General features: G+C 61.6%; 26 protein-coding genes and 1 tRNA gene. 8 read left to right on the plus strand and 19 right to left on the minus strand.

The features are described 5' to 3' along the window. Positions 1–15 precede the first annotated feature (15 nt). Together VHO05_RS13765 and VHO05_RS13770 are read left to right on the plus strand one after the other, a co-directional pair. On the plus strand, positions 16–942 hold the full coding sequence (locus tag VHO05_RS13765; RefSeq protein WP_329647154.1) for a LysR family transcriptional regulator: 927 nt from the start codon (positions 16–18) through the stop codon (positions 940–942). A gap of 89 nt (positions 943–1,031) precedes the next feature. Next, positions 1,032–1,108 (plus strand) — tRNA-Arg (locus tag VHO05_RS13770). A gap of 94 nt (positions 1,109–1,202) precedes the next feature. On the opposite strand, the gene VHO05_RS13775 is transcribed toward VHO05_RS13770, so the two are convergent. Further along, on the minus strand, positions 1,203–2,735 hold the full coding sequence (locus VHO05_RS13775; RefSeq protein WP_329647155.1) for an FAD-dependent oxidoreductase: 1,533 nt from the start codon (positions 2,733–2,735) through the stop codon (positions 1,203–1,205). 113 nt (positions 2,736–2,848) lie between these two features. Between VHO05_RS13775 and VHO05_RS13780 the strand changes: the two genes are divergently transcribed. Continuing rightward, entirely contained in the window at positions 2,849–3,118 is a 270-nt protein-coding gene (locus VHO05_RS13780) for a hypothetical protein (RefSeq protein ID WP_329647156.1), read from the plus strand. Between the two features lie 86 nt (positions 3,119–3,204). Here the strand turns inward: VHO05_RS13780 and VHO05_RS13785 are convergent, their stop codons facing one another. The 11 genes from VHO05_RS13785 to VHO05_RS13835 all read right to left on the minus strand — a co-directional run bounded on the left by VHO05_RS13785 (position 3,205) and on the right by VHO05_RS13835 (position 14,456). Then, on the minus strand, positions 3,205–3,459 hold the full coding sequence (locus tag VHO05_RS13785) for a hypothetical protein (protein ID WP_329647157.1): 255 nt from the start codon (positions 3,457–3,459) through the stop codon (positions 3,205–3,207). A 1-nt stretch (position 3,460) separates the two neighbouring features. Then, positions 3,461–3,730 carry a cytochrome C oxidase subunit IV family protein gene (locus VHO05_RS13790; RefSeq protein WP_329647158.1) on the minus strand — a complete coding sequence of 90 codons (270 nt, stop codon included), beginning with the start codon at positions 3,728–3,730 and terminating at the stop codon, positions 3,461–3,463. 4 nt (positions 3,731–3,734) lie between these two features. Continuing rightward, positions 3,735–4,313: a cytochrome c oxidase subunit 3 gene (locus VHO05_RS13795; RefSeq protein ID WP_329647159.1), complete on the minus strand. Its 579-nt coding sequence runs from the start codon at positions 4,311–4,313 to the stop codon at positions 3,735–3,737. Beyond that, positions 4,310–6,265, minus strand: coding sequence for a nitric oxide reductase activation protein NorD (locus tag VHO05_RS13800; protein WP_329647160.1), 1,956 nt, complete (start codon positions 6,263–6,265; stop codon positions 4,310–4,312). The genes VHO05_RS13795 and VHO05_RS13800 overlap by 4 nt, the downstream gene beginning before the upstream one ends. Before the next feature lie 8 nt (positions 6,266–6,273). Beyond that, positions 6,274–7,080, minus strand: coding sequence for a CbbQ/NirQ/NorQ/GpvN family protein (locus VHO05_RS13805; RefSeq protein WP_329647161.1), 807 nt, complete (start codon positions 7,078–7,080; stop codon positions 6,274–6,276). Positions 7,081–7,086: 6 nt separating this feature from the next. Next, positions 7,087–8,463, minus strand: a complete 1,377-nt coding sequence (locus VHO05_RS13810; protein WP_329647162.1) for a cbb3-type cytochrome c oxidase subunit I — start codon at positions 8,461–8,463, stop codon at positions 7,087–7,089. Between the two features lie 25 nt (positions 8,464–8,488). After that, positions 8,489–8,941 carry a cytochrome c gene (locus VHO05_RS13815; RefSeq protein ID WP_329647163.1) on the minus strand — a complete coding sequence of 151 codons (453 nt, stop codon included), beginning with the start codon at positions 8,939–8,941 and terminating at the stop codon, positions 8,489–8,491. Between the two features lie 139 nt (positions 8,942–9,080). Further along, positions 9,081–10,337 carry an NnrS family protein gene (locus VHO05_RS13820; RefSeq protein WP_329647164.1) on the minus strand — a complete coding sequence of 419 codons (1,257 nt, stop codon included), beginning with the start codon at positions 10,335–10,337 and terminating at the stop codon, positions 9,081–9,083. A 128-nt stretch (positions 10,338–10,465) separates the two neighbouring features. Further along, positions 10,466–11,164, minus strand: coding sequence for a Crp/Fnr family transcriptional regulator (locus VHO05_RS13825; protein ID WP_329647165.1), 699 nt, complete (start codon positions 11,162–11,164; stop codon positions 10,466–10,468). A 481-nt stretch (positions 11,165–11,645) separates the two neighbouring features. Continuing rightward, the gene (locus VHO05_RS13830) at positions 11,646–13,274 is read right to left on the minus strand and encodes an APC family permease (protein WP_329647166.1); all 1,629 of its coding nucleotides are present in this window, start codon (positions 13,272–13,274) and stop codon (positions 11,646–11,648) included. Positions 13,275–13,460: 186 nt separating this feature from the next. Continuing rightward, complete coding sequence (locus VHO05_RS13835; protein WP_329647167.1) at positions 13,461–14,456, minus strand: LysR family transcriptional regulator; 996 nt, start codon at positions 14,454–14,456, stop codon at positions 13,461–13,463. Positions 14,457–14,692: 236 nt separating this feature from the next. Here VHO05_RS13835 and VHO05_RS13840 point away from each other — a divergent pair, with 236 nt between their 5' ends. From VHO05_RS13840 to VHO05_RS13855, 4 genes are all read left to right on the plus strand, one after another. Further along, positions 14,693–15,925: an agmatinase family protein gene (locus VHO05_RS13840; RefSeq protein WP_329647168.1), complete on the plus strand. Its 1,233-nt coding sequence runs from the start codon at positions 14,693–14,695 to the stop codon at positions 15,923–15,925. 7 nt (positions 15,926–15,932) lie between these two features. After that, the gene (locus VHO05_RS13845; protein WP_329647169.1) at positions 15,933–16,526 is read left to right on the plus strand and encodes a HupE/UreJ family protein; all 594 of its coding nucleotides are present in this window, start codon (positions 15,933–15,935) and stop codon (positions 16,524–16,526) included. Positions 16,527–16,757: 231 nt separating this feature from the next. After that, complete coding sequence (locus VHO05_RS13850) at positions 16,758–17,000, plus strand: hypothetical protein (protein WP_329647170.1); 243 nt, start codon at positions 16,758–16,760, stop codon at positions 16,998–17,000. A gap of 139 nt (positions 17,001–17,139) precedes the next feature. Next, complete coding sequence (locus VHO05_RS13855) at positions 17,140–17,529, plus strand: hypothetical protein (protein ID WP_329647171.1); 390 nt, start codon at positions 17,140–17,142, stop codon at positions 17,527–17,529. Positions 17,530–17,731: 202 nt separating this feature from the next. Here VHO05_RS13855 and VHO05_RS13860 read toward each other — a convergent pair whose 3' ends face one another. The 4 genes from VHO05_RS13860 to VHO05_RS13875 form a co-directional block, all read right to left on the minus strand. After that, on the minus strand, positions 17,732–18,001 hold the full coding sequence (locus tag VHO05_RS13860) for a hypothetical protein (RefSeq protein ID WP_329647172.1): 270 nt from the start codon (positions 17,999–18,001) through the stop codon (positions 17,732–17,734). 122 nt (positions 18,002–18,123) lie between these two features. Continuing rightward, positions 18,124–18,462 (minus strand): DUF962 domain-containing protein, encoded by a 339-nt coding sequence (locus VHO05_RS13865; protein ID WP_329647173.1) that lies wholly within the window; start codon positions 18,460–18,462, stop codon positions 18,124–18,126. Positions 18,463–18,599: 137 nt separating this feature from the next. After that, entirely contained in the window at positions 18,600–19,688 is a 1,089-nt protein-coding gene (aroC, locus tag VHO05_RS13870) for a chorismate synthase (protein WP_329647174.1), read from the minus strand. 144 nt (positions 19,689–19,832) lie between these two features. Next, a complete protein-coding gene (locus VHO05_RS13875) occupies positions 19,833–20,162 on the minus strand; it encodes a helix-turn-helix transcriptional regulator (protein ID WP_329647175.1) in 330 nt (109 codons plus the stop codon). Between the two features lie 48 nt (positions 20,163–20,210). On the opposite strand from VHO05_RS13875, the gene VHO05_RS13880 reads away from it, so the two are divergent. Then, positions 20,211–20,690, plus strand: a complete 480-nt coding sequence (locus VHO05_RS13880) for an SRPBCC family protein (protein ID WP_329647176.1) — start codon at positions 20,211–20,213, stop codon at positions 20,688–20,690. Positions 20,691–20,978: 288 nt separating this feature from the next. On the opposite strand, the gene VHO05_RS13885 is transcribed toward VHO05_RS13880, so the two are convergent. The 3 genes from VHO05_RS13885 to VHO05_RS13895 all read right to left on the minus strand — a co-directional run bounded on the left by VHO05_RS13885 (position 20,979) and on the right by VHO05_RS13895 (position 23,138). Then, positions 20,979–21,566: a histidine phosphatase family protein gene (locus VHO05_RS13885; RefSeq protein ID WP_329647177.1), complete on the minus strand. Its 588-nt coding sequence runs from the start codon at positions 21,564–21,566 to the stop codon at positions 20,979–20,981. Between the two features lie 52 nt (positions 21,567–21,618). Next, the gene (gene fabI / locus VHO05_RS13890) at positions 21,619–22,467 is read right to left on the minus strand and encodes an enoyl-ACP reductase FabI (RefSeq protein WP_329647178.1); all 849 of its coding nucleotides are present in this window, start codon (positions 22,465–22,467) and stop codon (positions 21,619–21,621) included. Between the two features lie 215 nt (positions 22,468–22,682). Beyond that, positions 22,683–23,138, minus strand: coding sequence for a hypothetical protein (locus VHO05_RS13895; protein ID WP_329647179.1), 456 nt, complete (start codon positions 23,136–23,138; stop codon positions 22,683–22,685). Positions 23,139–23,245: the final 107 nt, after the last annotated feature.

Genomic DNA, 23,245 nt, shown 5'->3' on the forward strand with positions numbered 1-23,245 from the left:
ATTTATACTGCTGTCATGCGTGAGCTGTCTCCCACTCTTCCGTTCGATCTCCGTTCGCTGGAGATCTTTCTGGCTGTCTGTGAAACGGGGGCCATGTCCTCGGCTGCCCGGGCGCTGGGCCTGACGCAGCCGGCGGTGTCGCTGGCCGTCGGCGAGCTCGAGCGGAAACTGGGGTTCGATCTCTTCGACCGGACCGTGCGCCCGCTGGCCGTCACGGTCGCCGGCGGACTGCTGCGGCAGCGGGCGAGCGCCCTGATTGCGGAAGCGCGGCAGATCGGTCCGCTGCTGCGTGAGACGGAGCACGGCAAGCTTCCCCTCATTCGCGTCGGTCTCGTGGATTCCCTCGCGCGGAGCCTGACCGGGCCGCTTGCGGCGTTCCTTGATGCAAGGGCGGATGAAGTGGCTATCCTGTCAGGGCTCACTGCCTCGCACGCAAGCGATCTCCTGACGCGGCGCCTCGATATTTTTCTTGGTGTCGACGATCTCGAGAACTGGGCCGGTCTCGAGCGATGGCAGCTTGCGCGGGAGCCCTATGTGCTCATGCTTCCGGCAGCCACGCCTGCGCCGCGGACGGTGGGGGCGCTGCGCAAGCTCGTTCAGGATATGCCCTTGATCCGTTTCAGCTCTCGCTCGCAGACGGGTCTCGAGATCGAGGCGCACATTCGCCGTCTCGGGCTCGAAGCGCCGCGAACGTTCGAGTTCGACTCTCCTTTCGGCGTGGCCTCGATGGTCGCGGGCGGGCTGGGATTTGCGATCACGACGCCGCTCTGCATTCGTGAAGCGGCGCTTCCTGAGGCGAGTTTCATTACGGCTCCGTTGCCGGGCGCCCAGATTTCGCGGAAGCTGACGCTTGTTGCCCGCCATCGCGAGCTCGGGAGATTGCCCCGTGAACTCGCGGAAATGGCCCGTGGCCTGCTGATCGAGGCTGGCGCTCAGAGCTAGCTCGCAGCTTTTAGGAAATCCGGTGCCTTGCTTTATGAAATTGCAGTGCGACTCGGTTCTTGATAGGTCAGGGTCAGTTCGGCCGACGAGGCCCCGTAGCTCAGCTGGATAGAGCACCAGATTCCTAATCTGGGGGTCGCAGGTTCAAATCCTGCCGGGGTCGCCACCGGTTTCAGCATTGAAAATATTCGGAATATCTCCGCCGTTTCCCGATCCTGGCGGCAGGTTTGGGAATTAGACGCGAGAAGGATGGCTGTGGCTCAGGCGGTGGCACGTTCCATTGCGACCTCCTCCTTAAGGCTTTCAAGGTCGCGGAAGATTGAAGCCACGGCCAGTGCGCGTCCATTTCGCATGAAGCGCAGGAAGCAGTCCCGCTTCATGACGTCACCGTCGATCGCTATCTCGTCCCATTTCTCAGCATGGCCGACATAGTTGATCGGGACATCGTAATGCTGGCTCCAGAAGAACGGCACGGCCGTGAAGGGAATCCCAAGACCCAGCATATTGAGCGCTGCATTCTGCCCTTGGCATTCAGCGACGACCCAGTGCTCAACGCGGATACTCTCGCCGGAATGAGGGTCCGGCCAGCGCGCGATGTCGCCGGCAGCGTAGATCTTCGGAGCACTTGTCTCGAGGAATTGGTTGACCACAACTCCGCGGTCGAGCTTAAGCCCGGCTTTCTCGGCCAGCTCGAGGCGCGGGCGGACGCCGATGCCAACGACCACGAGATCCGCTTCGAGCGTGCCGCCGCTCTTGAGCTTGACCGTCTTGCCGTCAATGGCGGTTGCGGTGTCTTCGAGATGGAAGACAACGCCGTGCTCCTCGTGTAGCGCGCGAACGAATTCGCCGATCTCGGGACCGAGGACGCGCTCCATCGGCCGCTTGTCCGGTGCCACAACGTGGACCTCGAGTTCGCGTGCTCGGAGCGCTGCTGCAACCTCGAGGCCGATGAAACTTGCCCCAATGACGACGACGCGGCGTGCGCCCTTGGCGCGTTCGATGATGGCATCACAGTCGGCGAGCGAGCGTAGTGTCCGCACGTGCGGCTGATCGGCTCCCGGGATGGTGAGACGAACGGGCTCGGCACCCGTCGCAAGCAGCAGCCGGTCGTACGGAATCCTGTCGCCGCCGGCGAGCACGACTTCGCGGGCATGCGTGTCGATCTCGACCGCCGTTCGGCCCAGGCGCAGATCGATGCCGTTGTCGGAATAAAAGCTCTCGGGCTGCAACGGCACGTAATCGAAGGGTATACCACCCGCGAGGTAGTCCTTGGAGAGGTTCGGTCGATCGTAGGGCCGAGCTTCGTCGCTGCTCAGCATGACGATGCTCCCCTTGTACTTCTGCCGTCGCAACATTTCGGCGGCTGCGAATCCCGCCGCTCCACCGCCGACAATGACGATCTTCTCCGGCTCCGCACCTGTAGGCTTGCCGCGTGGCTTCGGCTGAGGCTGCTCGCGTTTGTCGCCGACTACGATTGTCCCGTTGCGATGCTCGACGGACCAGCATGCGAGCGGGCCGATGGCTGGCGCGTCCAGCGCCTCGCCTGTGCGCAGATCGAAACAGGCGTGGTGCCAAGGACACCGGACCGTGTCGCCAATCATCAAGCCCTCGGCAAGAGGGCCGCTATAGTGCGAGCAATGGGCGCTAACCGCGAAGATCTCGTCTCCCCGCCGAGCTAAGAGGACCTCCTCGCCGCCCACATGACCGGCAACCATTTTGCCGTCCGAGAGCGCATCAAGCGGAATGCCAAGTGTCAGGTCGGGGCCGGTCGGCCTAGCCTCATCTTGATCCATTGCCATCTCCAATGGTCCGCAACGCCAGCTTACATCAAACAGCGGAAGGCGCCCAGCGGACGCCCACTCGATTGTCGAGGTGACAGCCCGAAAAGTGTCGACTGGAGGATGCCATGGAAAAACAACTCAGCCGGTCCCTTGTTGCAGCCATTGCTCTCGCCCTATCAGCCATAGACGCGGTGGGGGCCGCCGCCGACAACATCTCAGTCGAAACCCTTTTGAAGGGTGGTTGGCAGGTCATCGGCTATGCCGGGACCTTCGAGAACCGGGCGTCAGTCATCTTATTTCGCCATCCGACGGAAACGTATCTCGTCCAGTGCGGAACTCTCTACGATGTTACGCGCACGCCACGGATCGTCTTGAATTGCTACGAGCTCCGTTGAGCCGAAGGCGCGATCTCCGGTCGCTGCTGGCGTGTGCCTCGAGACGGCCGTGAAGCTTGCGCTGCCAGTGGCGCGAGGATTGTGGATTAATGATCCTGGATGCCGTCATGGATCCGGCGCGCGAGCCAGAGGGCCGGGAAGATCCCGAACACCGATCCGATGAGCCCGGCTATCACCAGCCCCTTGACGCCGTAGGGCGCCATCATCGGTAGGGCAATGGCGATGAAGGCGGCATTGATGGCAAAGGCTGGCCCCATCAACGCAATGCAGAACAGGACGAGCCCGCGTGGGAGTGGGCGCTTCTGTCGTCTTCCGAGGGGTGTGCCGTGGCGCCCCGACATCTCAGTTCCCTGAGCCGAACGTGTAGAGCCCGAAAGCCAGTGCGAGGAATATCCCAATCGCGAGGTCGAAGGTGCGCGTCCAGAAGCGCGAGCCGGAAAGACCGAGGTAGCGAGCTAGGATCACGCGCGCCTTGATGCCGGCCAATGTCAGAACACCTGCGGCCGCAAGCGTTCCGCGCTTCCCCGAGGCGTCGACCGACGCGATCAGCACAGTTCCAATGCTGAGAGCGACGAGGGATCCCCACGCTTCGATAAGATCGCGTGCCGGCATGGCGTCACCTCAGGACATAGATGATGGGAAACAGCAGGACCCACACCAGATCGACCATGTGCCAGAAGGCGACGGCCGCTTCCATGTTGCGTACGCTGTCGGCCCAGGCCACGAGTGCAAGGAGAAGGACGCCGGCGACGACGTGCAGCGCGTGGAAGCCGGTGATCAGATAGTAGAACGTGAAGAAAGGGCTGGTCTCGATGCCGATCCCCAGGCTCGCCTTGCCGGCATACTCGAAGCTCTTCACGACCAGGAACAGGACGCCGAGGCTGCCGGCCGCGAGGAGCCAAAGCCTCGCCACCCGGCGCCGTTCGGCCTCGCGCTCGCGCACCGCGGCGGCGGCACAGAGACCGCTCGTTACCAGCGCTATCGTGTTGATGGCGGCTGCGGTCTGGTCGAGCCGAGCCTGATCGGCAGCGAACGCCGTGGGATCGGTCGCGCGGACCGCCAGACACGCGATGAGCGCCGCGCCGAACACCAGGAGCTCGCTCACGATGAGAACCCACATCATGAGTTCGCCCGGAAGCTCGGAGAGCACATCGGAGCCGTTCGTGACGGACGGTGGGTTCGCCTCGTTGCTCATCCGCTGACCAGATGACGATAGAGTTGCGGCAAGGCCGCCACGAGCTTCTCGGGATCGGGAATGACCACATAGCCGCCCTGGCCGAAGATCCGGCTGAATGTCGCCTGAGACTTGGTGTCGATGGTGACGCCGAAAACCGATTGTCCCCGCCGTCTCGCCTCACGCACGGCCATGTGCGTGTCCTCGATGCCGTACCGGCCTTCGTAGTGGTCGATGTCGTTGGGCTTGCCGTCCGTCAGCACGAGCAGGAGGCGCCGCTGGCGAGGGCGCTCGGAAAGTGCATTCGAAACATGGCGTATTGCCGTGCCGAGCCGGGTGTAGTGTCCTGGCCTCAATCCGGCGATGCGCGCCTCGACCGTGGAGCCCATGGGCTCGTCAAAGGCCTTCAAGGTTTCAACGAATACTCGGTCGCGGCGGCGCGAGGAGAAGGCTTCGATGGCCGTATCGTCACCGCAAGCATCGAGTCCCCAGGCGAGCGCGACCAGCGCCTCTCGCGCGATGTCGATCACCTGTCGCCCCCCCACGTAGGTCTCCGTGGAGCGCGAGGCGTCGAGCAGGATAGAGACGGCCAGATCGCGCTCTTGGCTGCGTGTCGCGAGATAGACGCGGTCGGAATGCTCGCCTGTCGTTGCGAGATCGACGCGTGCCTCGATTGCGGCTGCGATGTCGATGTCGTGCCCTTCGAGCTGGCGCGTCAGCTGAACGCGCTTTGGCCGCAGCGCCTCGAACTGCCGCCGCACGCTTCGGATGCGGCGTCGCGTGCGTGCGCTGTCGGGCGTTTCGCGAACATCCAGCGCCGGGGACGGCTTGGCCACGCCGGAGAGGACCCGGCAATAGTCCGGCAGGTAGGCCTTGGTGCGGTGGTCCCACTCCGGATAGACGTGCACGCCCGCCAGCCGCTCGAACTCAGCCTCCTCGGGCGACAAATCGAGATGCAGCCTCAAGCGCGTTCGAGCGCGTTGCGGCACCTGCGCGAGGCTAATCTCGTCTTGGTCGTCAGCGGCCTTCTTAGCGTTCTCCTCGTCGTCATCATCGATGCGGCGGTTGATGTTCAGAAGCTCGGCCCAGGACAGGATGGCCTCGAACTTGTGCAGGATGAGACTATCCTTGCGCGCCGCCTGGTCGGAGGGTTTGCGCGAGGCCTTGAACGTTCCCTGCTCTGCGTTCGGAGGCGTTTCGGCCTCGCCTTGGGGCGTTTCATCTCGGAGGTTTTCGGCACGGTTCGCGAGAGGACGTAAGTTCGGCCATAGCAGAACGGGCAGGAATGGCCGATATCCGCGCGGCGCCGAAAATGTCGAAAGATCGTCCGCTTGGCCGTGCACCGCCGCCGAGACGGCCGCCGCAAAATCCTGTTTCGGCGGTGGTGCCCCGAGCAGATGCAGGATAGTGGCCTCGATTGCTGTTTCGGCGGGAGGCAGGTGCCGCTCCGGTCGCCGCGTACGCATCTCGACGGTAAGTGCGGCGTGCATCCTGCGCAGCCCCGGGCATTCTGCGAGCGTGTCGCGCGTCATTCTCTGCGCTGCCTGCAGCGTGCGGATATCAGCTATGAGCGGATCGCGTTCCATTCCGGGGGCGCGCGCGAAGACTGCGGAAGCTGCGAGCCACAAGTAGAGAGAGATGTTCGCCTCACGATCGGGGAACGCCGCAATGCGATCCGGCAGCCGCAGCGTCTCGCCGTCGAAGCTTGGTGTTGCGAGGCGTTCGGCGTTGCGGCCAAGCGCGCGCCGCCACGAGAGCCGGTGTGCAGAGATCTCGGGCGTCGTTACCTTGATCTCTACGTCAGGTGCTCCGCCAAGTCCGCGGAAGAGTACGCCGAGGCGCCCGCGCGTCTCCTCGAGTGTCACGGCCGCGTTCTCGAAGGCGCCCGGCGCATCGAGCGGGGTGACGAGGGAATGCCACAGCTTTCCGACGCTCTCTTCCGGCTCCCAGGGCTCGAACTCGAGGTGCGCCATCCGACTGCTCACCCGTAGACCGTCGCGACGAGATCGCTGAGGCCTCGCTTGATGTCCGCGTCGTCGGTGAGCGGCTCGATCAACGCCGCCTGAACGGCCCGCTCGATCGGCATGCCGCCTTGGATCAGACTCGCGCAGTAGACGATGAGGCGTGTCGATACGCCTTCCTCCAGGTCCTGTCCCTTGAGCGCCCGCAGTTTGCCGGAGAGCCTGACAAGGGATGCGACGCGTTCCTTTGCGAGCCCGCTTTCCCGAACGACGATCTCCACCTCGCGATCGGGCGCCGGGAAATCGAAGTCGACGGCGAGGAAGCGCTGTCTGGTGGATGGCTTAAGCGTCTTCAGGATGTTCTGGTAGCCGGGATTGTAGGAGGCGACGAGCATGAATTGCGGACCCGCCTCCAGCACCTCACCCGTACGCTCGATCGGCAGCATGCGCCGGTCGTCGGTCAGCGGATGCAGGACCACCGCCACGTCCTTGCGGGCCTCGACGACTTCATCGAGATAGCAAATGGCGCCTTCGCGCACCGCGCGCGTCAGCGGTCCATCGATCCATTCGGTCTCGCCACCTTTAAGAAGGAAGCGTCCGATCAAGTCGGCGGCAGAGAGGTCGTCGTGGCAGGCCACCGTGTAGAGCGGACGACCGAGAACGGCGGCCATGTGCGCCACGAAGCGGGTCTTTCCGCAACCGGTCGGCCCTTTGAGCAAGAGCGGCATCTGGTTGCGGTACGCGGCCCGGAAGACGTCGCATTCGTCGCCTTGCGGGAGGTAGAAGGGAAGCGCTGTTCCCTTCTCCGGGAGTTGAACGGCTTGCATGGTGCTTCACTCCGCCGGCGACAGTTGGTTCGTTGCGGGGCCGGCGTCGATGATCTCCCGGCGCGGCGCCAGGATGGCGAATACGAATAGGAACGCGCCAAGCACCACCGCGAGACCTGCGCCGAAGCGCATGTAGTGGAACAGCATGATCTGGTCCTGCACCTCCATGTAGTACTGACCCATGACACGCTGCAGGTGCGTCTGGATGATGCCGGCGAAGGTCAGCACGAAGGTCATGAAGCACATGCCGCCCGCCATCAGCCAGAAGCTCACCATGTTGAGCACCTGATTGTAGGGATCGCGGTTCCTCAGCATCGGGAACGCGTAGGTGAAGATGGCGAGATTGAGCGACACGTAGGCGCCGAAGAACGCGAGATGCCCGTGGGCAGCCGTGATCTGCGTGCCGTGACTATAGAAATTTACCCCATGCAGCGTGTGCATGAAGCCCCACACGCCTGCGCCGAAGAACGCGAGCGTCGTGCAGCCGAGCGACCAAAGCAACGCGGCCTTGTTGGGATGCTCGCGCCGCCCCTTCCAGACCATGACGAAGCTGAACGCCATCATCAGGAAGAAGGGAACGACCTCGAACGAGGAGAAGATCGAGCCGATCCACTGCCAGTAACCGGGTGTGCCGATCCAGTAGTAGTGGTGTCCGGTGCCGAGAATGCCGGAGAAGAGTGCCGTGCCGACGATGACGTACAGCCACTTCTCGACAATCTCGCGATCCACGCCTGTTAGCTTCAGCATGAGATAGGCGAGGATCGACGCCATGATCAGTTCCCAGACGCCCTCGACCCAGAGGTGGACGACGTACCACCAGTACATCTTGTCGACGCTGAGGTTGTGGGGATTGTAGAAGGCGAAGAGAAACAGGAGTGCGAGGCCCCAAAGTCCAATGAGCAGCACACTGGTGATGGCCGTCTTCTTGCCGGCGAGGACCGTCATCGAGACATTGTAGAGGAACATCAGGGCCGCTACGACGATGCCTATTTTCACCCAGAGCGGCTGCTCAAGAAACTCGCGGCCATCCTTGCCGAGCAGGATATTGCCGTGGAACAGGTCGAACACGTACGTGACGACAGCCCCGAGCGTGCCCACGACCAGTATTGCGAGCTGCCAGTACGCGATCTTCGGTGAGTGGATCTCGCGTTCCGCCTCCTCAGGTATGATGAAGTACGCGGCGCCGAAGAAGCCGATCAAGAGCCACACGATGAGCGCGTTGGTGTGCAACATGCGCACGATGTTGAACGGCAGCACGTCCGACAGGGTATTCGGAAAGATATAGATCCAGCCGGCCAGTAGCCCGCCGGAGACCTGCACGATAAACAGCCCCAGTGCCGTGACGAAGTAGGCGAGGGCGATCTTCTGTGTCTGATATTTCATTGCATTGTGCTCCCGTGCATCCGCGTCAGCCGGAATCTTTCGGCGGCCAGCCTTGTGTGTCGCTCTTGTCGGCCCAGATCAGGAAATCGGAGAGCGCGCGGATGTCCTCGTCGGACAGGTGGAAGCGCGGCATCTGCCGGCGACCGGGAATGCCGGTCGGCTGGGCTTCGATCCACCCCTTGAGCGCCTGGAACGCGTCATCGGGCGAATTGAGCACGCCCCATCGCGTCATGACGTTTCCGACTTCGGGTGCGAAATAGGCGCCTTCGCCATGTATCGTGTGGCAGTTGATGCACGCATTGACCTCCCACACGCGCTTACCGCGTGCGACGCTCTCCGTGAGCGGCATGGCCGCGGTCGATTTGGTGACGATGTAGTAGTGGCTGTGGGCTGTCAGCCCGACGAAAATCAGAATGAAGAACAGCGACCCGCCATAGAAAATGTTTCGGGCCATGGCTTTCGTCATGACTTCGCGCATTGCTCGTTGCCTCCCGCCGAGAGTCCTGGAAGCGGAGTGTGGCGCGAAGCTTCCGGGTGGCTCTTGACGAAAGGCAAGCGGTGGAGAGATTTCGGTGTCGCTGTGGGCGGGCACGACGGGCGCCGACGCACTGGCATCATCAATGCGCTAGCTTTGTGTGAACCCGGGGCGTTGTCAGGATCGGCGCATAGACGATCGCAAAAAGAAGAAATGCGCCGATCCAGGCCAGGCCCGCCGCGGCGAGCAGAGGTGCAGCATACTCAGGGGCGAGGAGTGGGCCTCCAATTCGCAACACCGCCGAGAGCGTGACGAGGTGATAGGCAACGACGATGGCGCGCGACGCTACGATGCGCCGGCCGGTGTGGCCGAGGGAGGCGCGGCTCATGATGGCAAGGATCATGGTGCCGATCGCGCCCGTGCCGAACGCATGCGAAACGAGGGGTAAGGGAACCCCGCCGCCGAACGAGGCCAACGCCGCGAGCGCCAGCGCCAGGACGATCCAGGCATAGGCGATGTGCAGAATCCAAACGATCGGTTCGGAGCGCGTGGCAATGCCACGCCAGAGCGCGAGACGCGCGCCGTTTGCAACGGCGGCGCACAACGCAACCGTGCCTAAGAGCATGCCGGACACGCCGCTCGCTTCAAACACGGCAAACACGACGAGAGATGCGAGCGCGCTCCTGTCCAGCCAGGGAATGCGCTGGGGCATGGGCAAGGGCGGGCGCTTTCCGTTTAGCCAGTTGTGGGTGAAGGCCGGGATGATGCGGCCGCCGATGATAGCGATCATGACTATGACGATCAGCATGGCGGCCCGGGTCGCGGCTAGCGGATCGACGTCGATGTAGCCGCCGTTTCCGAGATGAAAGAGACCATTGCAGACCGTCATGCCGGCGACGAGGCCGAGAAAGACGAGATTGCGTAGCGTGGAACGTGCGAAGAGCTGGCGCGCGGCGACTCCGCCGAGGGTGGGTAAAAACAAGAGATCGAGCGCCGCCGCGAGCGGGTACGGCATCAAGGCGGAAGCCCCCATTGCCACGCGACCTACAAGCCAAGCAACGAACACGACTGCGAGCGGCAGGCCGGATAGCGGAAGGGCGCCGGTCCAGTTGGGCACTGCTGTCAAAAGAAAGCCTGCGATCGCAGCGGCGGCGAATCCAAATACCATTTCATGGGCATGCCAAGCATACGGTGATCCGGCCACGGGCAGCCAGTCTTGCGTCCACCCGGCGGTGGCCCAAGCGATCCAGGCAATCCAGAGGGTCATCACGAGAACGGCATGGATGGCCGCGCCTAGAAAAAACGGCCGGAATCCATAGGAGAATAGCGCCTCGAAACTCGGGCGTGCGGCTGACGGCGGCGCCGAAGATGGCGACTGGGGGACGTGTGAGATGGTCATCGCTGCCCGCCGGGCAGGCCGCACTGCGGCCGAGACCTCGGCCTCCCTGCCTCTTTGATTGCGTGGCAGGATAGCCTTTTGTCCCAGGGCGCCACTTAACCGCGGTCAACTAGCGTGCGCGGCGCGCGTCAGAATCCCTCTTCGCCGCGGTCGCCCTGCTCGACGAATTTCACGAGCACCGCCACATCGACGACAGATATATGCTCGCGGTCGACGCTGACCCCGAGCGGGCGCAGCCTTGCGAGCGCGCGTGACAGGCTTTCGGGCTTCATGCCGAGCCTGTTGGCGATCAGCGCCTTCTCGTAAGGAAGCTCGATGGTGGCGCCACCCTCGCGCACCGGCGCCAAGCGGACGAGAAAATCGGCGAGACGTTGCGGCGCCGAAAGCAGTTTGATGTGCTCGATCTGCTCTACGAGCGCCTTCAAATGGTATGACGCCGATGCCAACATCGAGAGCGAGAGCTCCGGCTGCTCCATGATGCGCCTGCGCAGCACACGGCCATCCACCCGAAGCAGGCGCGCATCCGTCACGACTTCCGCGTTGACCGGATAGCGGCCGCCCAGAAACATGGCCGCCTCGGCGAACGTCTCTCCGCGCCGATAGACACCTACGACCGCTTCGTTGCCGTCCGGCGTTGCACGATAAAGCTTAACCCACCCACCGAGCACGACGAAGAACGCATCCGCCGCTTCGCCCTGTTGGAATAGCGTTTCGCCCTTCTTGAAGACGCCGACGGACTGGTTGCCGATCAATGACTGGGCGACCTCCTCTGACACTGCGCCGAGAAGAGGCGTTAAGCGCACGATTCGCCAGTCCGTGGGATCCATCGTTTCACCTTCCGGAAATGCGCGGCTCGGTGCGAAAAAGAATTGGCGTGCCGAGAACGACCTGGTGCGCCACATTCCACTAACGACTGCACCCATCTCAGGCGCGCGATTTGCGTACGCTACCAATAACGCTCGCTTGGATGCGGTCAACCCTATCGGTCAAGGCCGGGCGGCACACCTTCCGGCGAAAATGCTGCCGCGCGAAAGACGCCGGCGAGCTTGGTGTGGTGGAGAGCAATCGTGTGCAACGCGTCAGCGTGCCGGTGACGGCCGTTTCTCACCGGGATGCTGACGTCGGCCACGCCGGTATCAGCTTGTCGAACCGCTCGTTACGCAAAAGGGACACCTCGGCCAGTGACCGAGGTGTCCAGTCGCTCCACAGGGCACATTCCTGTGAAGGGGGAATACCGTTTCGGTTGTCGCGATTTTTGAGCCTCGTGGCCTTGCGCGGGGCGGCGGTCCGCCGCCCCGGCATGTCACCTCAAGGAACGTGATAGGTGGCCAGTAGGTGACCGACGTAGATCGTCAGGCCGCCTGCTAGAAGCGTCAGGTACGGCAAGATGCCTGCACGACGACGGATGGGCTGACCATTTTGCTCCAGATCATCCTGCATCCACCGCGGGAACTGGCCGCGGTCGGTCACGTAGTGACGATATGCGAAGATCGGAATGATACCCGCTACGATGAGCAAGCTGGTCAGCAACACGCGCTGGCCCCAGAAGTCTGCACCCCAACCCATGATAAGAAGATTGAGGAAGCCGCAAACCGCGCCCACTGCCAGCAGCCAGGTCGGTGCGCGGTAGGGACGCTCCTGGTTGGGGCGATCAATCCTGTGCAGCCAGCCGGCCTGCAGGTTGAGGAACACGAAGATCATGTAGGTAGTGTTCGCAAGGACGATGAGGAACACATAGTCCGATATGGACAGCAGCACGGCGTTGACCGCGAGATCCGTCCACATCGCCGCCACCGGTGCGCCGTGACTGTTGACGCGCGACAGGTACTTCGGCAGCCAACCGTCATAGGAGCCCTGGTAGAGCGTGCGCGACGAGCCAGCCATTGCCGTCATCACGACGAGACAGATCGAAAGTGTCAGCGTCGCGATAATGACGTTGCCCAACATCGGACCGGCGCCGACCATTTGGGTCATGACTTTGCCCACGCCGGTGCCGTCGTAGATCCCGGGATCGAGGAGGCCGTCTAGGCCGAGATACCCTTGGAAGGCGACTGGAACGAGCGTGTAGAACGCGATGCACAGCAGGCCGGAGTAGACGAGCGCTCGAACCGTATCGTAACCCGGGTTCTTGAATTCGCTCACGTAGCAAACGGCCGTTTCAAAGGGATAGGTGGACCAAGCCGCGAGCAAAAGGCAGGCCATCAGCGTGGTCATTCCCACCATGTCCCAAGCCCCGTGCACGGGCTTTCCGGCCGCGTCGAGGACGAGAGGAACGAAGGGCGTGAAGTTCTGAGTCTGGATGTCGCCCGTCAGAAGCGGCACGATGCCGATCAGAAGCAGCGGCAACAGAACGGCGATCGCGACGATCATCTGAACGCGCGCTGCTTTCAGGATTCCGCGATGCTGGATCATGAAGACGGTGAGCATCAGCGCCAGGCCGAGGAAGAACGTGGCGTTGAGCCGAACCACGACGCCTTCCTTGATGAAACTCAGATCGAACAGCGTGATCTGCCACGTTCTGATCAGAGAATCGGCTGGAAACAGCAGGTTCAGGACGTAGCCCGCAGCCAAGCCGGAGCCGATCGCGAGCACCGGGGACCACGAGAACCAATTTGCCCAGACGGAAATCGGTCCCAGCATCTTGCCGTATGGCACCCAGGCAATTGCACCGTAAACGGATGCCCCGCCCGACTTTTTAGGAAAGAGCCCCGAGATCTCGGCGTACGTGAAGCACTGAACGAAGCCGATAAACATCGACGCGATCCACACGCCTGCCGAAATATTTCCGGCCGCTGATGCCACGGCTCCAATCGAGAACAATACAAGCACCGGTGTGCCGGACGCGATCCAGAACGCGTGCGTCCAATTCAACGTGCGGCGCATCGTGCCCGCGTCTTCCGGCACGTCTTGTGCGGATGATAATACCGCCTCCGACATCCCCACCTCCCAATATAAAGTTTCTTTTTTCCGGGCTCGGCACTCGATTTTTCGATATGCCAAATCCCAGCTTCTAGGAGATCACAGGGTTGCGATTGTAAAACTCCCCGGGCGGCTATTTATTGCATTGAGCAGTTTGATGCTTGGGGGAATGCATCGCCGAGCGTTACGCACGAAGGGTTGCGCTTAATTCGTTTTTGCAACGACATCGCGCATCTCAGTCTCGTCGGCAAATAGAAGATCTTCACATGCGGTTGTCTTTTCCGCGACAGCGCGGTTGGCCTTTCGGCTCACCTCTTCCATGAAGATATCAGTGACGAGCCGCTTCGGCGCATGGCGGTTCGAGATGGCATAGATATCACATCCGGTGCCGAGCGTTTTCGAGGTGAGTGGCCAAAGCGTACCCTTCCTCACATCGGCGGCCGCCATCCGCTCCGGCAGCAAGCAGATTCCGAGCCCTAAGACCGCGAGGCGCTTTGCTTCTTCGAGATTGGGGGTCGTTGCTGCGATGCGCTTTCCGAGGCCGTGCCGCAGGCGGTAGTACGTCAGACTATCTGGCTCGTCGGCGCCTGTAAGAATGAGGGGCTCGTCGGACAGGGATTCCACCGTGTCCAACGATACTCCGAACAGATGATGGCGCTTTCCGCAGTAGACGAGGTGCACCTCTCGGGTGAGGAATTCGTAGTGAAGTTCCGGATACTTCGCGTGTACAGGAGCGATGCCGACATCAACTTCGTTGCGGAGCACGGCGAGTGAGATCGTCTCCCAGGTGGCGACTTCGATTTGCAGCTCGACGTAGGGGCAACGCGCGCTGTAAGCGACAAGCAACTTGTCGAACTTCGCGCTCACAAAATTGCTGATTGTGCGCAGCCGCAACCGACCGCGCAGCTCCTGTGAGACGTTGTCCAGGCTGTCAGGAATCCTATCGAGCTTGGCATAGACCTCGCTCACGCATTCGTAGAGAATTCGGCCCTCATCGGTCAGCTCGAACCCGGCAGGGCCTCGGCGGCAGAGCTTCTTTCCAAGGTGCCTCTCAAGTCTCTGCAGGGCGAGGCTGATCGTGGATTGCTTGCGCCACAAGGCGTTGGCTGCGGACGTCACGCCATTTGCCTCGACGATGCCGTGGAAGATCTTCAGGAGATTCCAGTCCAGGTCGAGGCAAAATTTTTGACGCGCTCTCATGCATGCTCCTCGGGGGCATAAGGGCTGGGCCGCGGGCCCATCGCTCTCTACGACGTCGCGGAACTCTACAGATCCGCCGCCATCTAGCAAGCATGAGTGCAATGCAGCATGGACGAGCTGCCGCTTCGAACATTGATGGCACCAATGATCACCATAAAACCTTTGGGAGTTTTATGTGGGATGAGCGCCTCTATCATCGGGCTGACTGAGGTTCAGCAGCGATCAAGGTTACTTCGATGGCAGGCAAAAAAGACGATCACGGCCACACGCACGGCCACGGACATACGCATCATCATCAACCTCACGGCGTGAAGCGGGAGGACACCCACGGCGCGAAGACGATGGAGGCGCTTTCGCGCATCTCGCAGCGGAAGCAGGATGAAGAGGTGAGGCAGTCCCTCGAGTTCGGGCTCGAAGCCGCCGACTCGGTCATCGACCGCAATATTTCGCTTTTCAGCCGCGGCCATCAACCGGCTTTTGCCGGAATTAATACCTTCATGAAGGCGCCTTATTGCGAGGATATTCGCAAAATCGGAAATTATGAGGCAGCATTCGTCGGAGCACCTTTCGACTCCGCTACGACCTATCGGCCTGGAACGCGTTTTGGACCGCAGGCTGTGCGCCGAATTTCGGCGCTTTACGACGGTTATTGGTTCGATGGCGGCGTGGATATCTATGAAGAACTCGATCTTTGCGACGCGGGAGATATCTTCGTAATTCCCGGTAATATCGAGAAAACCTTCGATCAGGTCACGAAAGCGGTTTCGCACATCTACACCTCCGGGGTTTTCCCGATCATCTGTGGCGGTGACCACAGCCTCGGATTCCCGAACGTGCGCGGAATTGCTCCGCACATCGACGGCAACGTGGGCATCATTCACATCGACCGGCACATCGATATCCAGGAGAAGGATATGGATGAGCGCATGCACACCACGCCGTGGTTCTGGACCACGCACGAAGGCGGCACACACTCGCACCGCGATCACAGCCACATGCACGATGTCGGCTTGCCGAACTGCCATCCGAAGAATCTCGTCCAGATCGGTATCGGCGGCTGGTACGGCAATCGTCCGGGAACGGCCGTCGCCAAACGGCGCGGCACCAGCGTTCTCACAATGCATGACGTGCAGAAGCATGGCCCGCAGAAGGTGGCTGAAATCGCGCTGGAGATGGCGTGGGAGGGTTGCAAAGCCGTCTACCTCTCCTTCGACATCGACTCCATCGATCCCGGCTTCGCACCGGGAACGGGGTCGCCCGAACCCGGCGGGCTTCTGCCGCGTGAGGCCTTTGAAATGATCCATACGATCGCGCGGGAAGGTCTCTGCGGTATGGAAGTCGTCGAAGTTTCTCCGCCCTATGACGTCAACGACAACACGGCACAGCTCGCTTGCCGCGTCGTGCTCGATGTTCTCGGCACGCTCGTCGCCGAGGGGCATCTCGGTCATCGCAACAAGGTCATGAAGTGAGATAACAATGGCAAACCGTTCGTTCCTCAAGCCGGCACTTGCCGGGCTATTGATCCTTTCGTCTGCGGTTCCTGCTTCGGCGCACGTTGGACATGGAGAGACCCATGGTCTGATGCACGGGTTCATGCATCCGATCGGCGGCGCAGATCACATGCTGGCGATGATCGCAGTCGGCATGCTGGCTGCAGCTCTCGGCGGCCGCGCGCTCTGGCTGGTACCGGCGTCCTTCATGGCCATGATGGCCGTCGGCGCGGGCGTAGCGATGGCGGGAATCCATCTCCCCTTTGTCGAGCTTGGCATCTCGCTCTCCGTCGTCGCGCTCGGATTGACGGTCGCGTTGCGGTTGCCGTTGCCGATCATCGCCGCCATGGGAGCCGCTGGCTTCTTCGCGATTTTCCACGGCTATGCGCATGGGGCTGAGATGCCCATCGACGCCTCTGGCGCGAGCTATGCGGCAGGTTTCCTGGTTGCCACCGGACTCCTGCACCTCGCCGGCATTGCAGCCGGCACCGGTCTCAGCCGGATGATCTCGATGCAGGGTGCAGCTTCGCGCGTTGCAGGCGGCGCGATCGCGCTTGCTGGATTGTTCCTGGCCGTGTGAGCAACCGAGCTCAAGTACGCTCAGGTCCTACCGCAATCCGTCCACGACCCCAGGGTCGTGGACGGATTGTTCGTTTCAGGGCCCTTTCAATGAGCAAGGGTTGTCGAGGCGCTTTGTTGCGGCTTTGCCACGCGCGCCTATTCAACCCGTCAGACGTCCCGCAAAATCCCGTACGTAGAGCTGCGAAGGCGCTAGCTTGATGGCAAGCGATTCTCTTTCTGGAGAAGCTCCATGGCGGCAAGATTTCTTAGAAGCCTTGTCAGCGTAAGTGTGAGCGTGTCGATGTTGGCGGGGTGCGCCCACTACAACCCGGAGCCGATGAGTGCGAGCGGCCATGAGGTTGTGGATGTCCGCGATGAGCATCCGATCATGAATGGTCTTTCCAGCATGTGCACGGATCGGGACCTTCTCTGCATCCTGGCCGGCTTTGCGATATTCGGCGGAGCGGTTGCGGCCATAAAAGGCGGGAACTGAGTCTCCTTCGCGCCTGATCGTTCACCGTCAGACCAGCTTCGGGCAGGGCTAGCCCTCTAGCGTCGTGGACTCTCGACAGAGGGAGACATCGATGCGGATTGGACCAAACGCTGCCGAACAGTTCGGTTCGAGGCCTTTTGTGAGCGGCCGCTCTGCCGCTGCCGAGGCAGGGGTGGCATTCAACGCCCTCATGTCTGCAGGCGACCAAACTGCGGCCGGCGTTACGCAGTCCTCGCCATCGAAGGTCAGGTGGGGAGAGAACGATGACAACTCGTCGGCCAACGAGAAAGTCGCGAACGACTTCCTGGACTGGATGAAAAAGGACCCGATCGAGAAATTGCGCGAGCGCATTCTCGAGTCCAAGGACCTCGATGAACGCAGCTTGGCGGCCCTGCCGCCCGAACAGCGCAAAGCGATCGAGGCCGAAATCAGTCAAGCGATCAAGCAGATGTTTGGCGCTGGTGACGCAAGTTTACGTTCTGGCTCAGACGAAAATATTGGCGCGGACGCCGCCGTCGAGCGTAGTTGAGGCTCAGAATCGGAACTATCAGTCCTTTCCGCGCGGCTGACTTGAGGCCGGGGCGGGGTCGGCCGGGCGCATTGTGGACTGTACAGTCCTCTGGACAAAGGATGACCAGAGATAGAGCGCCATGATCGGGTGCATTGTTGTGATTCCTTTTTTCAGAAGCAGCGATCCGCATTTCAATTTCGCCTGACTGCTCCGCGCACCCTCAGTCCTCCGGCGGCCCGTCACGCGCGTCCGCGCAATACTCGCCATTCCAATACCTGAACGTGCCGCAATCGGCGGGACGGATCGCATGCCAGCCATAGACGCGCGGGCCAGGGGCGACGTCCTCGTCGACGAGAGGAGGATCCGTGTAAGCTGGTTCTTCGACGTAGGGGTCATCGTCGTCGATATTGGGGTCTACATAGACTTCCTGGGCGTATGCAGTTCCGCACGCGACAACGCTCGCTGCGGCGGCAATGATTGCTCTCCGCATGTCTCAGCTCCGTTCGCTAAGTTTGCTTAGTGGTCTGCCGTTTCGGTGACGGCTATGTGCGAATAGAACCGTACGGTGCGGAGATTTGTTCCGCGCCGCATCAATCCGGCCATGTGGGGTGGCTAGGCCTTCTCGGGGCCGCAGAGTTTTGTGACCTCGTTGTCCAGCTTGCCCTCGAGCGCAAGCCGGAACATGCGCAAGTCGCCGCGTAGTGACCATAGCGGGTTGGAGAAGGTCTTCGGTGTGTTGTGCTCGAACAGCGCGTGACTGGTCCAGGCAGCGCCGTAGGAAGAAAGAGCCGCCGCGATCGCCCAGCCGGGGCGCTTCGTGCTGAGAAACATAGCCGCGCAACCAATGCCCATTGCGGTGCCTGCGAGGTGCATTGTGCGCGTTTTGGGATCGCTGTGCGCGCGCAAGTACTCGGGCCAGAATTCCTCGAAAGTGGCTGGTGATTTGGTCATCGCCGGTCTCCCTTGGGAAACGCCCGGTCGCGCACATATCCTTATAGATACATTCGCCGAAAACCCGCGTCCAGGCTTCGCGTCACATTGCATACCTCGTGCGGCATGTTCCTGTGCGCAAGAGGCTGGCGCTCAGGTCATCCGCGTTGCGCTCGATGTCGCAGCAGATGATCGGCTAAAACGAGTGCCATCATGGCCTCTCCGACGGGTACCGCGCGGATCCCGACGCACGGATCATGACGGCCTTTTGTGACGATTTCGGTCTCGTGGCCCTGCGAGTCGATCGTTTGCCGCGGGGTCAGGATCGACGAGGTCGGTTTCACGGCGAAGCGACAAACAACCGACTGTCCCGTCGAGATGCCGCCGAGGATGCCACCTGCGTTGTTGGAGAGGAAGCGCGGTTTGCCGTCGGCGCCGATGCGAATTTCGTCCGCGTTGGCTTCGCCGGTCAGCTCGGCGGCTCCCATGCCGGCGCCGATCTCGACGCCTTTAACGGCGTTGATGCTCATCATGGCGGACGCGAGATCCTGATCGAGCTTGCCGTAGATGGGGGCGCCGAGTCCCGCCGGCACGCCCTCCGCCACGACTTCAATGACGGCTCCGACCGACGAGCCGCTTTTGCGCACGCTGTCGAGGTAGTGAGTCCATTCCGGCACCATGCACGGATCGGGCGAGAAGAACGGATTGCTATCGACGCTGTCCCAGTCCCAGCGGGAGCGATCGATCTTAAGAGTACCGATTTGCGTGAGTGCGCCGCGGATGACAACGCCAGGGCCGAGCACCTTGCGCGCAATGGCGCCTGCCGCGACGCGCATGGCCGTCTCGCGCGCCGAGGACCGCCCGCCGCCGCGATGGTCGCGGATGCCGTATTTCATCCAGTATGTGATGTCCGCGTGTCCAGGGCGAAATGCGTCCTTGATCTCACCATAGTCCTTGCTGCGCTGATCCGTGTTGTGGATCAGGAGTGAGATTGGCGTACCGGTCGTGACCTGCTGGCCGTTCGCGTCCGGAAATACGCCGGACAGGATCTCGACGGCGTCGGCTTCGCGGCGCTGGGTGGTGAAACGCGATTGTCCGGGTTTGCGGCGATCGAGGTGAACTTGGATTTCTTCAGCGGTCAGCGGAATTCCGGGCGGGCATCCGTCGACAACGCAGCCGATGGCGGGCCCGTGACTTTCGCCCCAGGTGGTCATGCGGAAGAGATGGCCGAAGGTATTGTGTGACATGGATGCCGCTGTTGGGGTGTATCGATAGCATCGGTAACAAATCCGACGCACGTGCATAGCCTGTCTTAAGTGTCGTGGGCTTGCGCAGCAAGGGCAGTGCTCAAAGGGCGTTAGGACCTAGCTCTCCTTCAGCGGAACGCCCACCTACTCTGGCGTTTCGAGATCGGCCTTCAGACGATCGAGAATTTCGACAGCATGCGCAGCGTAGGGCCCAATCCATCGGTCGTGGATGTGTTTGATGGGCAGGGGATTGAGATAGTTCCAGCGCTCGCGCCCCTTGCGCCGCACGATGATCAGCTCCGCATCCTCCAGGACCTTGAGGTGCTGCATGACAGTGCACCGATCAAGCGCCGTAAAGCGCGCGCAGAGCGCGCCTGTTGTTTGAGGTTGGTCCCTTAGCGCATCAAGAATCACGCGGCGGGTCGATGCCGATAAAGCTTTGAATATTTTATCATTCTCGTCTTCTGTTGACATGTTATATATTTATAACATTATGGGAGGGTCAGCAAGGGAGTAACTGTGATGGAACTCAAGTTCAAAGTGACGGGGCGCGTTGCCAGACCGGTGGCTGAGGTTTTCGAGGCCGTGGTCAACCCGCAGCAATTGTCGCGGTACTTCACGACCGGCGGAGCGAAGGGGCGGCTCGCGACAGGGGCGGTCGTTTATTGGAGCTTCCACGACTTTCCCGGTGAGTTTCCGGTTGAGGTCGCCGAGGTGGAGGAGAACAAGCGCATCGTTTTCCAATGGGCAGCGCACGAAGGCGCGCCCTCCGACGGCGATGCGGGCGCTGCATCTGCCGGATACAACACGACAGTGACCATGGAATTCGAAGCGCTTGAGGATGGGCGGACGCTGGTCACGATCTCAGAGGAAGGCTGGCGTGAGACGCCAAAAGCGCTCAGGGCGTCTTACGGCAATTGCCACGGCTGGACGCAAATGCTGTGCGCGCTCAAAGCTTTTCTCGAACACGGGATCAATTTGCGCGAGGGCATGTACAAGTAGGATGGGTGCTTTCGGAATTGTTTTGCAAGGACGCGCGACGCAGTTAATCAGACAGAGTGCCAGCGCATGTGTGCGCCGTTTCGGACGGGTGGCAGCATGTGGCGCAACGAGTGAGGTCCGGCTGCATACGGGCTCTCGCTCAGCGTTGCTTGAGTGCGTACTTTTTGCGTTCAGCGGGCACCTCCTCACGGTCTGAGCAACCGCGTCGAGGGTCTCGCACTTATTCAGTTTGCATGAGGGAGCTGGAGCAGCCGCTGCTCTGGCTCCCTATTTTTTGGGCTCTGCGTCTCAAAGCCATCGCATGGTGCGGTCCTGGAGGATCAGCACCCGGTCCTGCGGGCTTTCGAGCTGAGGGATCAGTTCCGGGTCAAGCCCGAGGAAGTCGACGCGAAGACAACGCGACACGCCGCCGTGGGAGACGACCACGCAATCGCGTTCGATCGTATCGGTCCAGATCTTTACGCGAGCGTGAAGATCCGCGTAGCTCTCACCGCCTTTTGGGCGCCAGCGGAGTGGGTCTTTTTTTCGATCGGCAAATCCGGACGGATCTTGTGTGGCTACGTCGTCTTGGAGCGTGCCTTCCCATGCGCCATAGGACAGCTCAAGCAATCGCGGATCGACCCGATATCCGAGCGGTTCGAGACCAAGGGACTGGCGAACGATTTCCATCGTCTCCCGCGTGCGGCCGAGCGGACTGGCGATGAACTCGGCCTCAGCGATGGCGGGAAGGAAGGCGCGAAGCGCCGCTCCGTTCCGACGGGCCTGGGCGCGGCCGGTTTCATTGAGCGTGACGTCGCTCTGACCCTGGTAGCGGCGGTCCCGGTTCCAGTCTGTTTCGCCGTGGCGAATGAAGTAGATCGTCGGGTGGTCCCGCATAGGCGATCCGGTGTCCGGCGAGAGCGGGGATCGTGGGCCGATCCCGCGGGGATCAGCCCTCGTTTTTCACGACGGCGATGTCAGGCGCATCCTCGTTCTTCATGCCCTGAACGTGGTAGCCGGCATCCACGTGATGCACTTCGCCAGTCACACCCTTCGAGAGGTCAGAGAGCAGATAGACACCAGCCCCGCCGACATCCTCGATGGTGACGGTGCGGCGCAGCGGAGAATTGTACTCGTTCCACTTCAGAATGTAGCGGAAATCGGAGATGCCAGCAGCGGCGAGGGTCTTGATCGGGCCGGCCGAGATGGCATTGACGCGGATTGCGTTTCTGCCGAGGTCGGAAGCCAGATAGCGGACGGACGCCTCGAGCGCGGCCTTGGCGACGCCCATCACGTTGTAATGCGGCATTACCTTTTCGGCGCCGTAGTAGGTGAGTGTGATGATCGATCCGCCGTTGGTCATCAGCTTCTCGGCGCGCTGGGCCAGTGCGGTCAGCGAGTAGCAGGAGACCAGCATCGTCTGGGTGAAGTTGGCTTCCGTCGTGTCGACGTAGCGGCCGTCGAGTTCGTTCTTGTCGGAGAACGCAATGGCATGGACGAGGAAGTCCAGTCGGCCCCAGGTCTTGCTGAGCTCTGCGAAGAGCGCGTCGACCGAAGCCCGGTCGGACACGTCACACGGCAGAACGACCTTCGAGCCCAGCTCGGTGGCGAGCGGCTCGACCCGCTTCTTCAGGGCGTCGCCCTGATAGGTCAGGGCCACTTCAGCGCCTTGGGCAACGACGGCCTTGGCAATTCCCCAGGCGATTGAGCGGTTATTGGCGACACCCATGATAAGGCCGCGTTTGCCCGCCATCAGCGTGCCGGCAAGGTGTTCCACGTCCGCCGCCTTTTCGGTCATTTGCAAGTAATCCCTCGTCTTGAAATTTGGGCGCATCCTACACAAAAGGCCATGCCGGTCCAGATGCGCCCTTTGTCTTATGCGCATACCATCGGAGCCTCAGGTGCCCAGGGACGCCGACCAGGGCGGTGTCCCGTCGGCTTCCTTACAAAATGTAATGTTTTATCAAATCCTTAAGAGGACTTCTCGCCAGTGGCCGGGTGCGGCGATGCTGCTCAGCCTTCGAGCACCCAGCGGCGATCTGCCGATCGGCAGGCGACCCCTTCGGCCGTTCTGGTTTTGAAGCCCGTGGTCAACAGAACGACGACATGGCGGCAAAGGGTGCCGCTGGCATTGCGGAACGAGGTGGTGGGGCGTACGACCCCCGAGAGGCGGCCGTTGGTGCGGCGCCATACAAAGGCGGTCCCGTCGTCCATACGGGTCAGGCCGACCTGAATGCTCTCGAGAGCGGCGATCTCGTCTGTTTCGTCAAGGAAGAAGCGGCGGGAGTCGAATTCTGCGAATTTCGGCTTGGCAGACCCGTTTTCCGCGCCGGGGCATGTGCAGCGAAGCTGGCCGACGGCCTGTTCGCCTGCCACACTTTTATCGTTCCACAGGAAGACGAACGCGATCAGCATGACCGCAGTCGCAGCGGCCAGGACGCAGGTCTCCAGCACGGGGGCGTGACGCATGACGACCAACTCCAAAACTCAACTTTTTACCGGCCGACAAAAACTCAGAGCCGGCCAGCCTATTCTGGTCGCGCTTGGTTAAAAGGTGCTAAAGGTTCGTCCCATTT

Source organism: Hyphomicrobium sp. (assembly GCF_036262015.1).
In the GTDB taxonomy this organism is placed as follows: Bacteria; Pseudomonadota; Alphaproteobacteria; order Rhizobiales; family Hyphomicrobiaceae; genus Hyphomicrobium_C.

Bases quoted from the DNA above. Each gene is read 5' to 3' on its own strand.
- VHO05_RS13765 (WP_329647154.1), top strand. From the start codon at position 16: ATGCGTGAGCTGTCTCCCACTCTTCCGTTCGATCTCCGTTCGCTGGAG.
- VHO05_RS13775 (WP_329647155.1), bottom strand. From the start codon at position 2,735: ATGGATCAAGATGAGGCTAGGCCGACCGGCCCCGACCTGACACTTGGC.
- VHO05_RS13780 (WP_329647156.1), top strand. From the start codon at position 2,849: ATGGAAAAACAACTCAGCCGGTCCCTTGTTGCAGCCATTGCTCTCGCC.
- VHO05_RS13785 (WP_329647157.1), bottom strand. From the start codon at position 3,459: ATGTCGGGGCGCCACGGCACACCCCTCGGAAGACGACAGAAGCGCCCA.
- VHO05_RS13790 (WP_329647158.1), bottom strand. From the start codon at position 3,730: ATGCCGGCACGCGATCTTATCGAAGCGTGGGGATCCCTCGTCGCTCTC.
- VHO05_RS13795 (WP_329647159.1), bottom strand. From the start codon at position 4,313: ATGAGCAACGAGGCGAACCCACCGTCCGTCACGAACGGCTCCGATGTG.
- VHO05_RS13800 (WP_329647160.1), bottom strand. From the start codon at position 6,265: ATGGCGCACCTCGAGTTCGAGCCCTGGGAGCCGGAAGAGAGCGTCGGA.
- VHO05_RS13805 (WP_329647161.1), bottom strand. From the start codon at position 7,080: ATGCAAGCCGTTCAACTCCCGGAGAAGGGAACAGCGCTTCCCTTCTAC.
- VHO05_RS13810 (WP_329647162.1), bottom strand. From the start codon at position 8,463: ATGAAATATCAGACACAGAAGATCGCCCTCGCCTACTTCGTCACGGCA.
- VHO05_RS13815 (WP_329647163.1), bottom strand. From the start codon at position 8,941: ATGCGCGAAGTCATGACGAAAGCCATGGCCCGAAACATTTTCTATGGC.
- VHO05_RS13820 (WP_329647164.1), bottom strand. From the start codon at position 10,337: ATGACCATCTCACACGTCCCCCAGTCGCCATCTTCGGCGCCGCCGTCA.
- VHO05_RS13825 (WP_329647165.1), bottom strand. From the start codon at position 11,164: ATGGATCCCACGGACTGGCGAATCGTGCGCTTAACGCCTCTTCTCGGC.
- VHO05_RS13830 (WP_329647166.1), bottom strand. From the start codon at position 13,274: ATGTCGGAGGCGGTATTATCATCCGCACAAGACGTGCCGGAAGACGCG.
- VHO05_RS13835 (WP_329647167.1), bottom strand. From the start codon at position 14,456: ATGAGAGCGCGTCAAAAATTTTGCCTCGACCTGGACTGGAATCTCCTG.
- VHO05_RS13840 (WP_329647168.1), top strand. From the start codon at position 14,693: ATGGCAGGCAAAAAAGACGATCACGGCCACACGCACGGCCACGGACAT.
- VHO05_RS13845 (WP_329647169.1), top strand. From the start codon at position 15,933: ATGGCAAACCGTTCGTTCCTCAAGCCGGCACTTGCCGGGCTATTGATC.
- VHO05_RS13850 (WP_329647170.1), top strand. From the start codon at position 16,758: ATGGCGGCAAGATTTCTTAGAAGCCTTGTCAGCGTAAGTGTGAGCGTG.
- VHO05_RS13860 (WP_329647172.1), bottom strand. From the start codon at position 18,001: ATGCGGAGAGCAATCATTGCCGCCGCAGCGAGCGTTGTCGCGTGCGGA.
- VHO05_RS13865 (WP_329647173.1), bottom strand. From the start codon at position 18,462: ATGACCAAATCACCAGCCACTTTCGAGGAATTCTGGCCCGAGTACTTG.
- aroC (WP_329647174.1), bottom strand. From the start codon at position 19,688: ATGTCACACAATACCTTCGGCCATCTCTTCCGCATGACCACCTGGGGC.
- VHO05_RS13875 (WP_329647175.1), bottom strand. From the start codon at position 20,162: ATGTCAACAGAAGACGAGAATGATAAAATATTCAAAGCTTTATCGGCA.
- VHO05_RS13880 (WP_329647176.1), top strand. From the start codon at position 20,211: ATGGAACTCAAGTTCAAAGTGACGGGGCGCGTTGCCAGACCGGTGGCT.
- VHO05_RS13885 (WP_329647177.1), bottom strand. From the start codon at position 21,566: ATGCGGGACCACCCGACGATCTACTTCATTCGCCACGGCGAAACAGAC.
- fabI (WP_329647178.1), bottom strand. From the start codon at position 22,467: ATGACCGAAAAGGCGGCGGACGTGGAACACCTTGCCGGCACGCTGATG.
- VHO05_RS13895 (WP_329647179.1), bottom strand. From the start codon at position 23,138: ATGCGTCACGCCCCCGTGCTGGAGACCTGCGTCCTGGCCGCTGCGACT.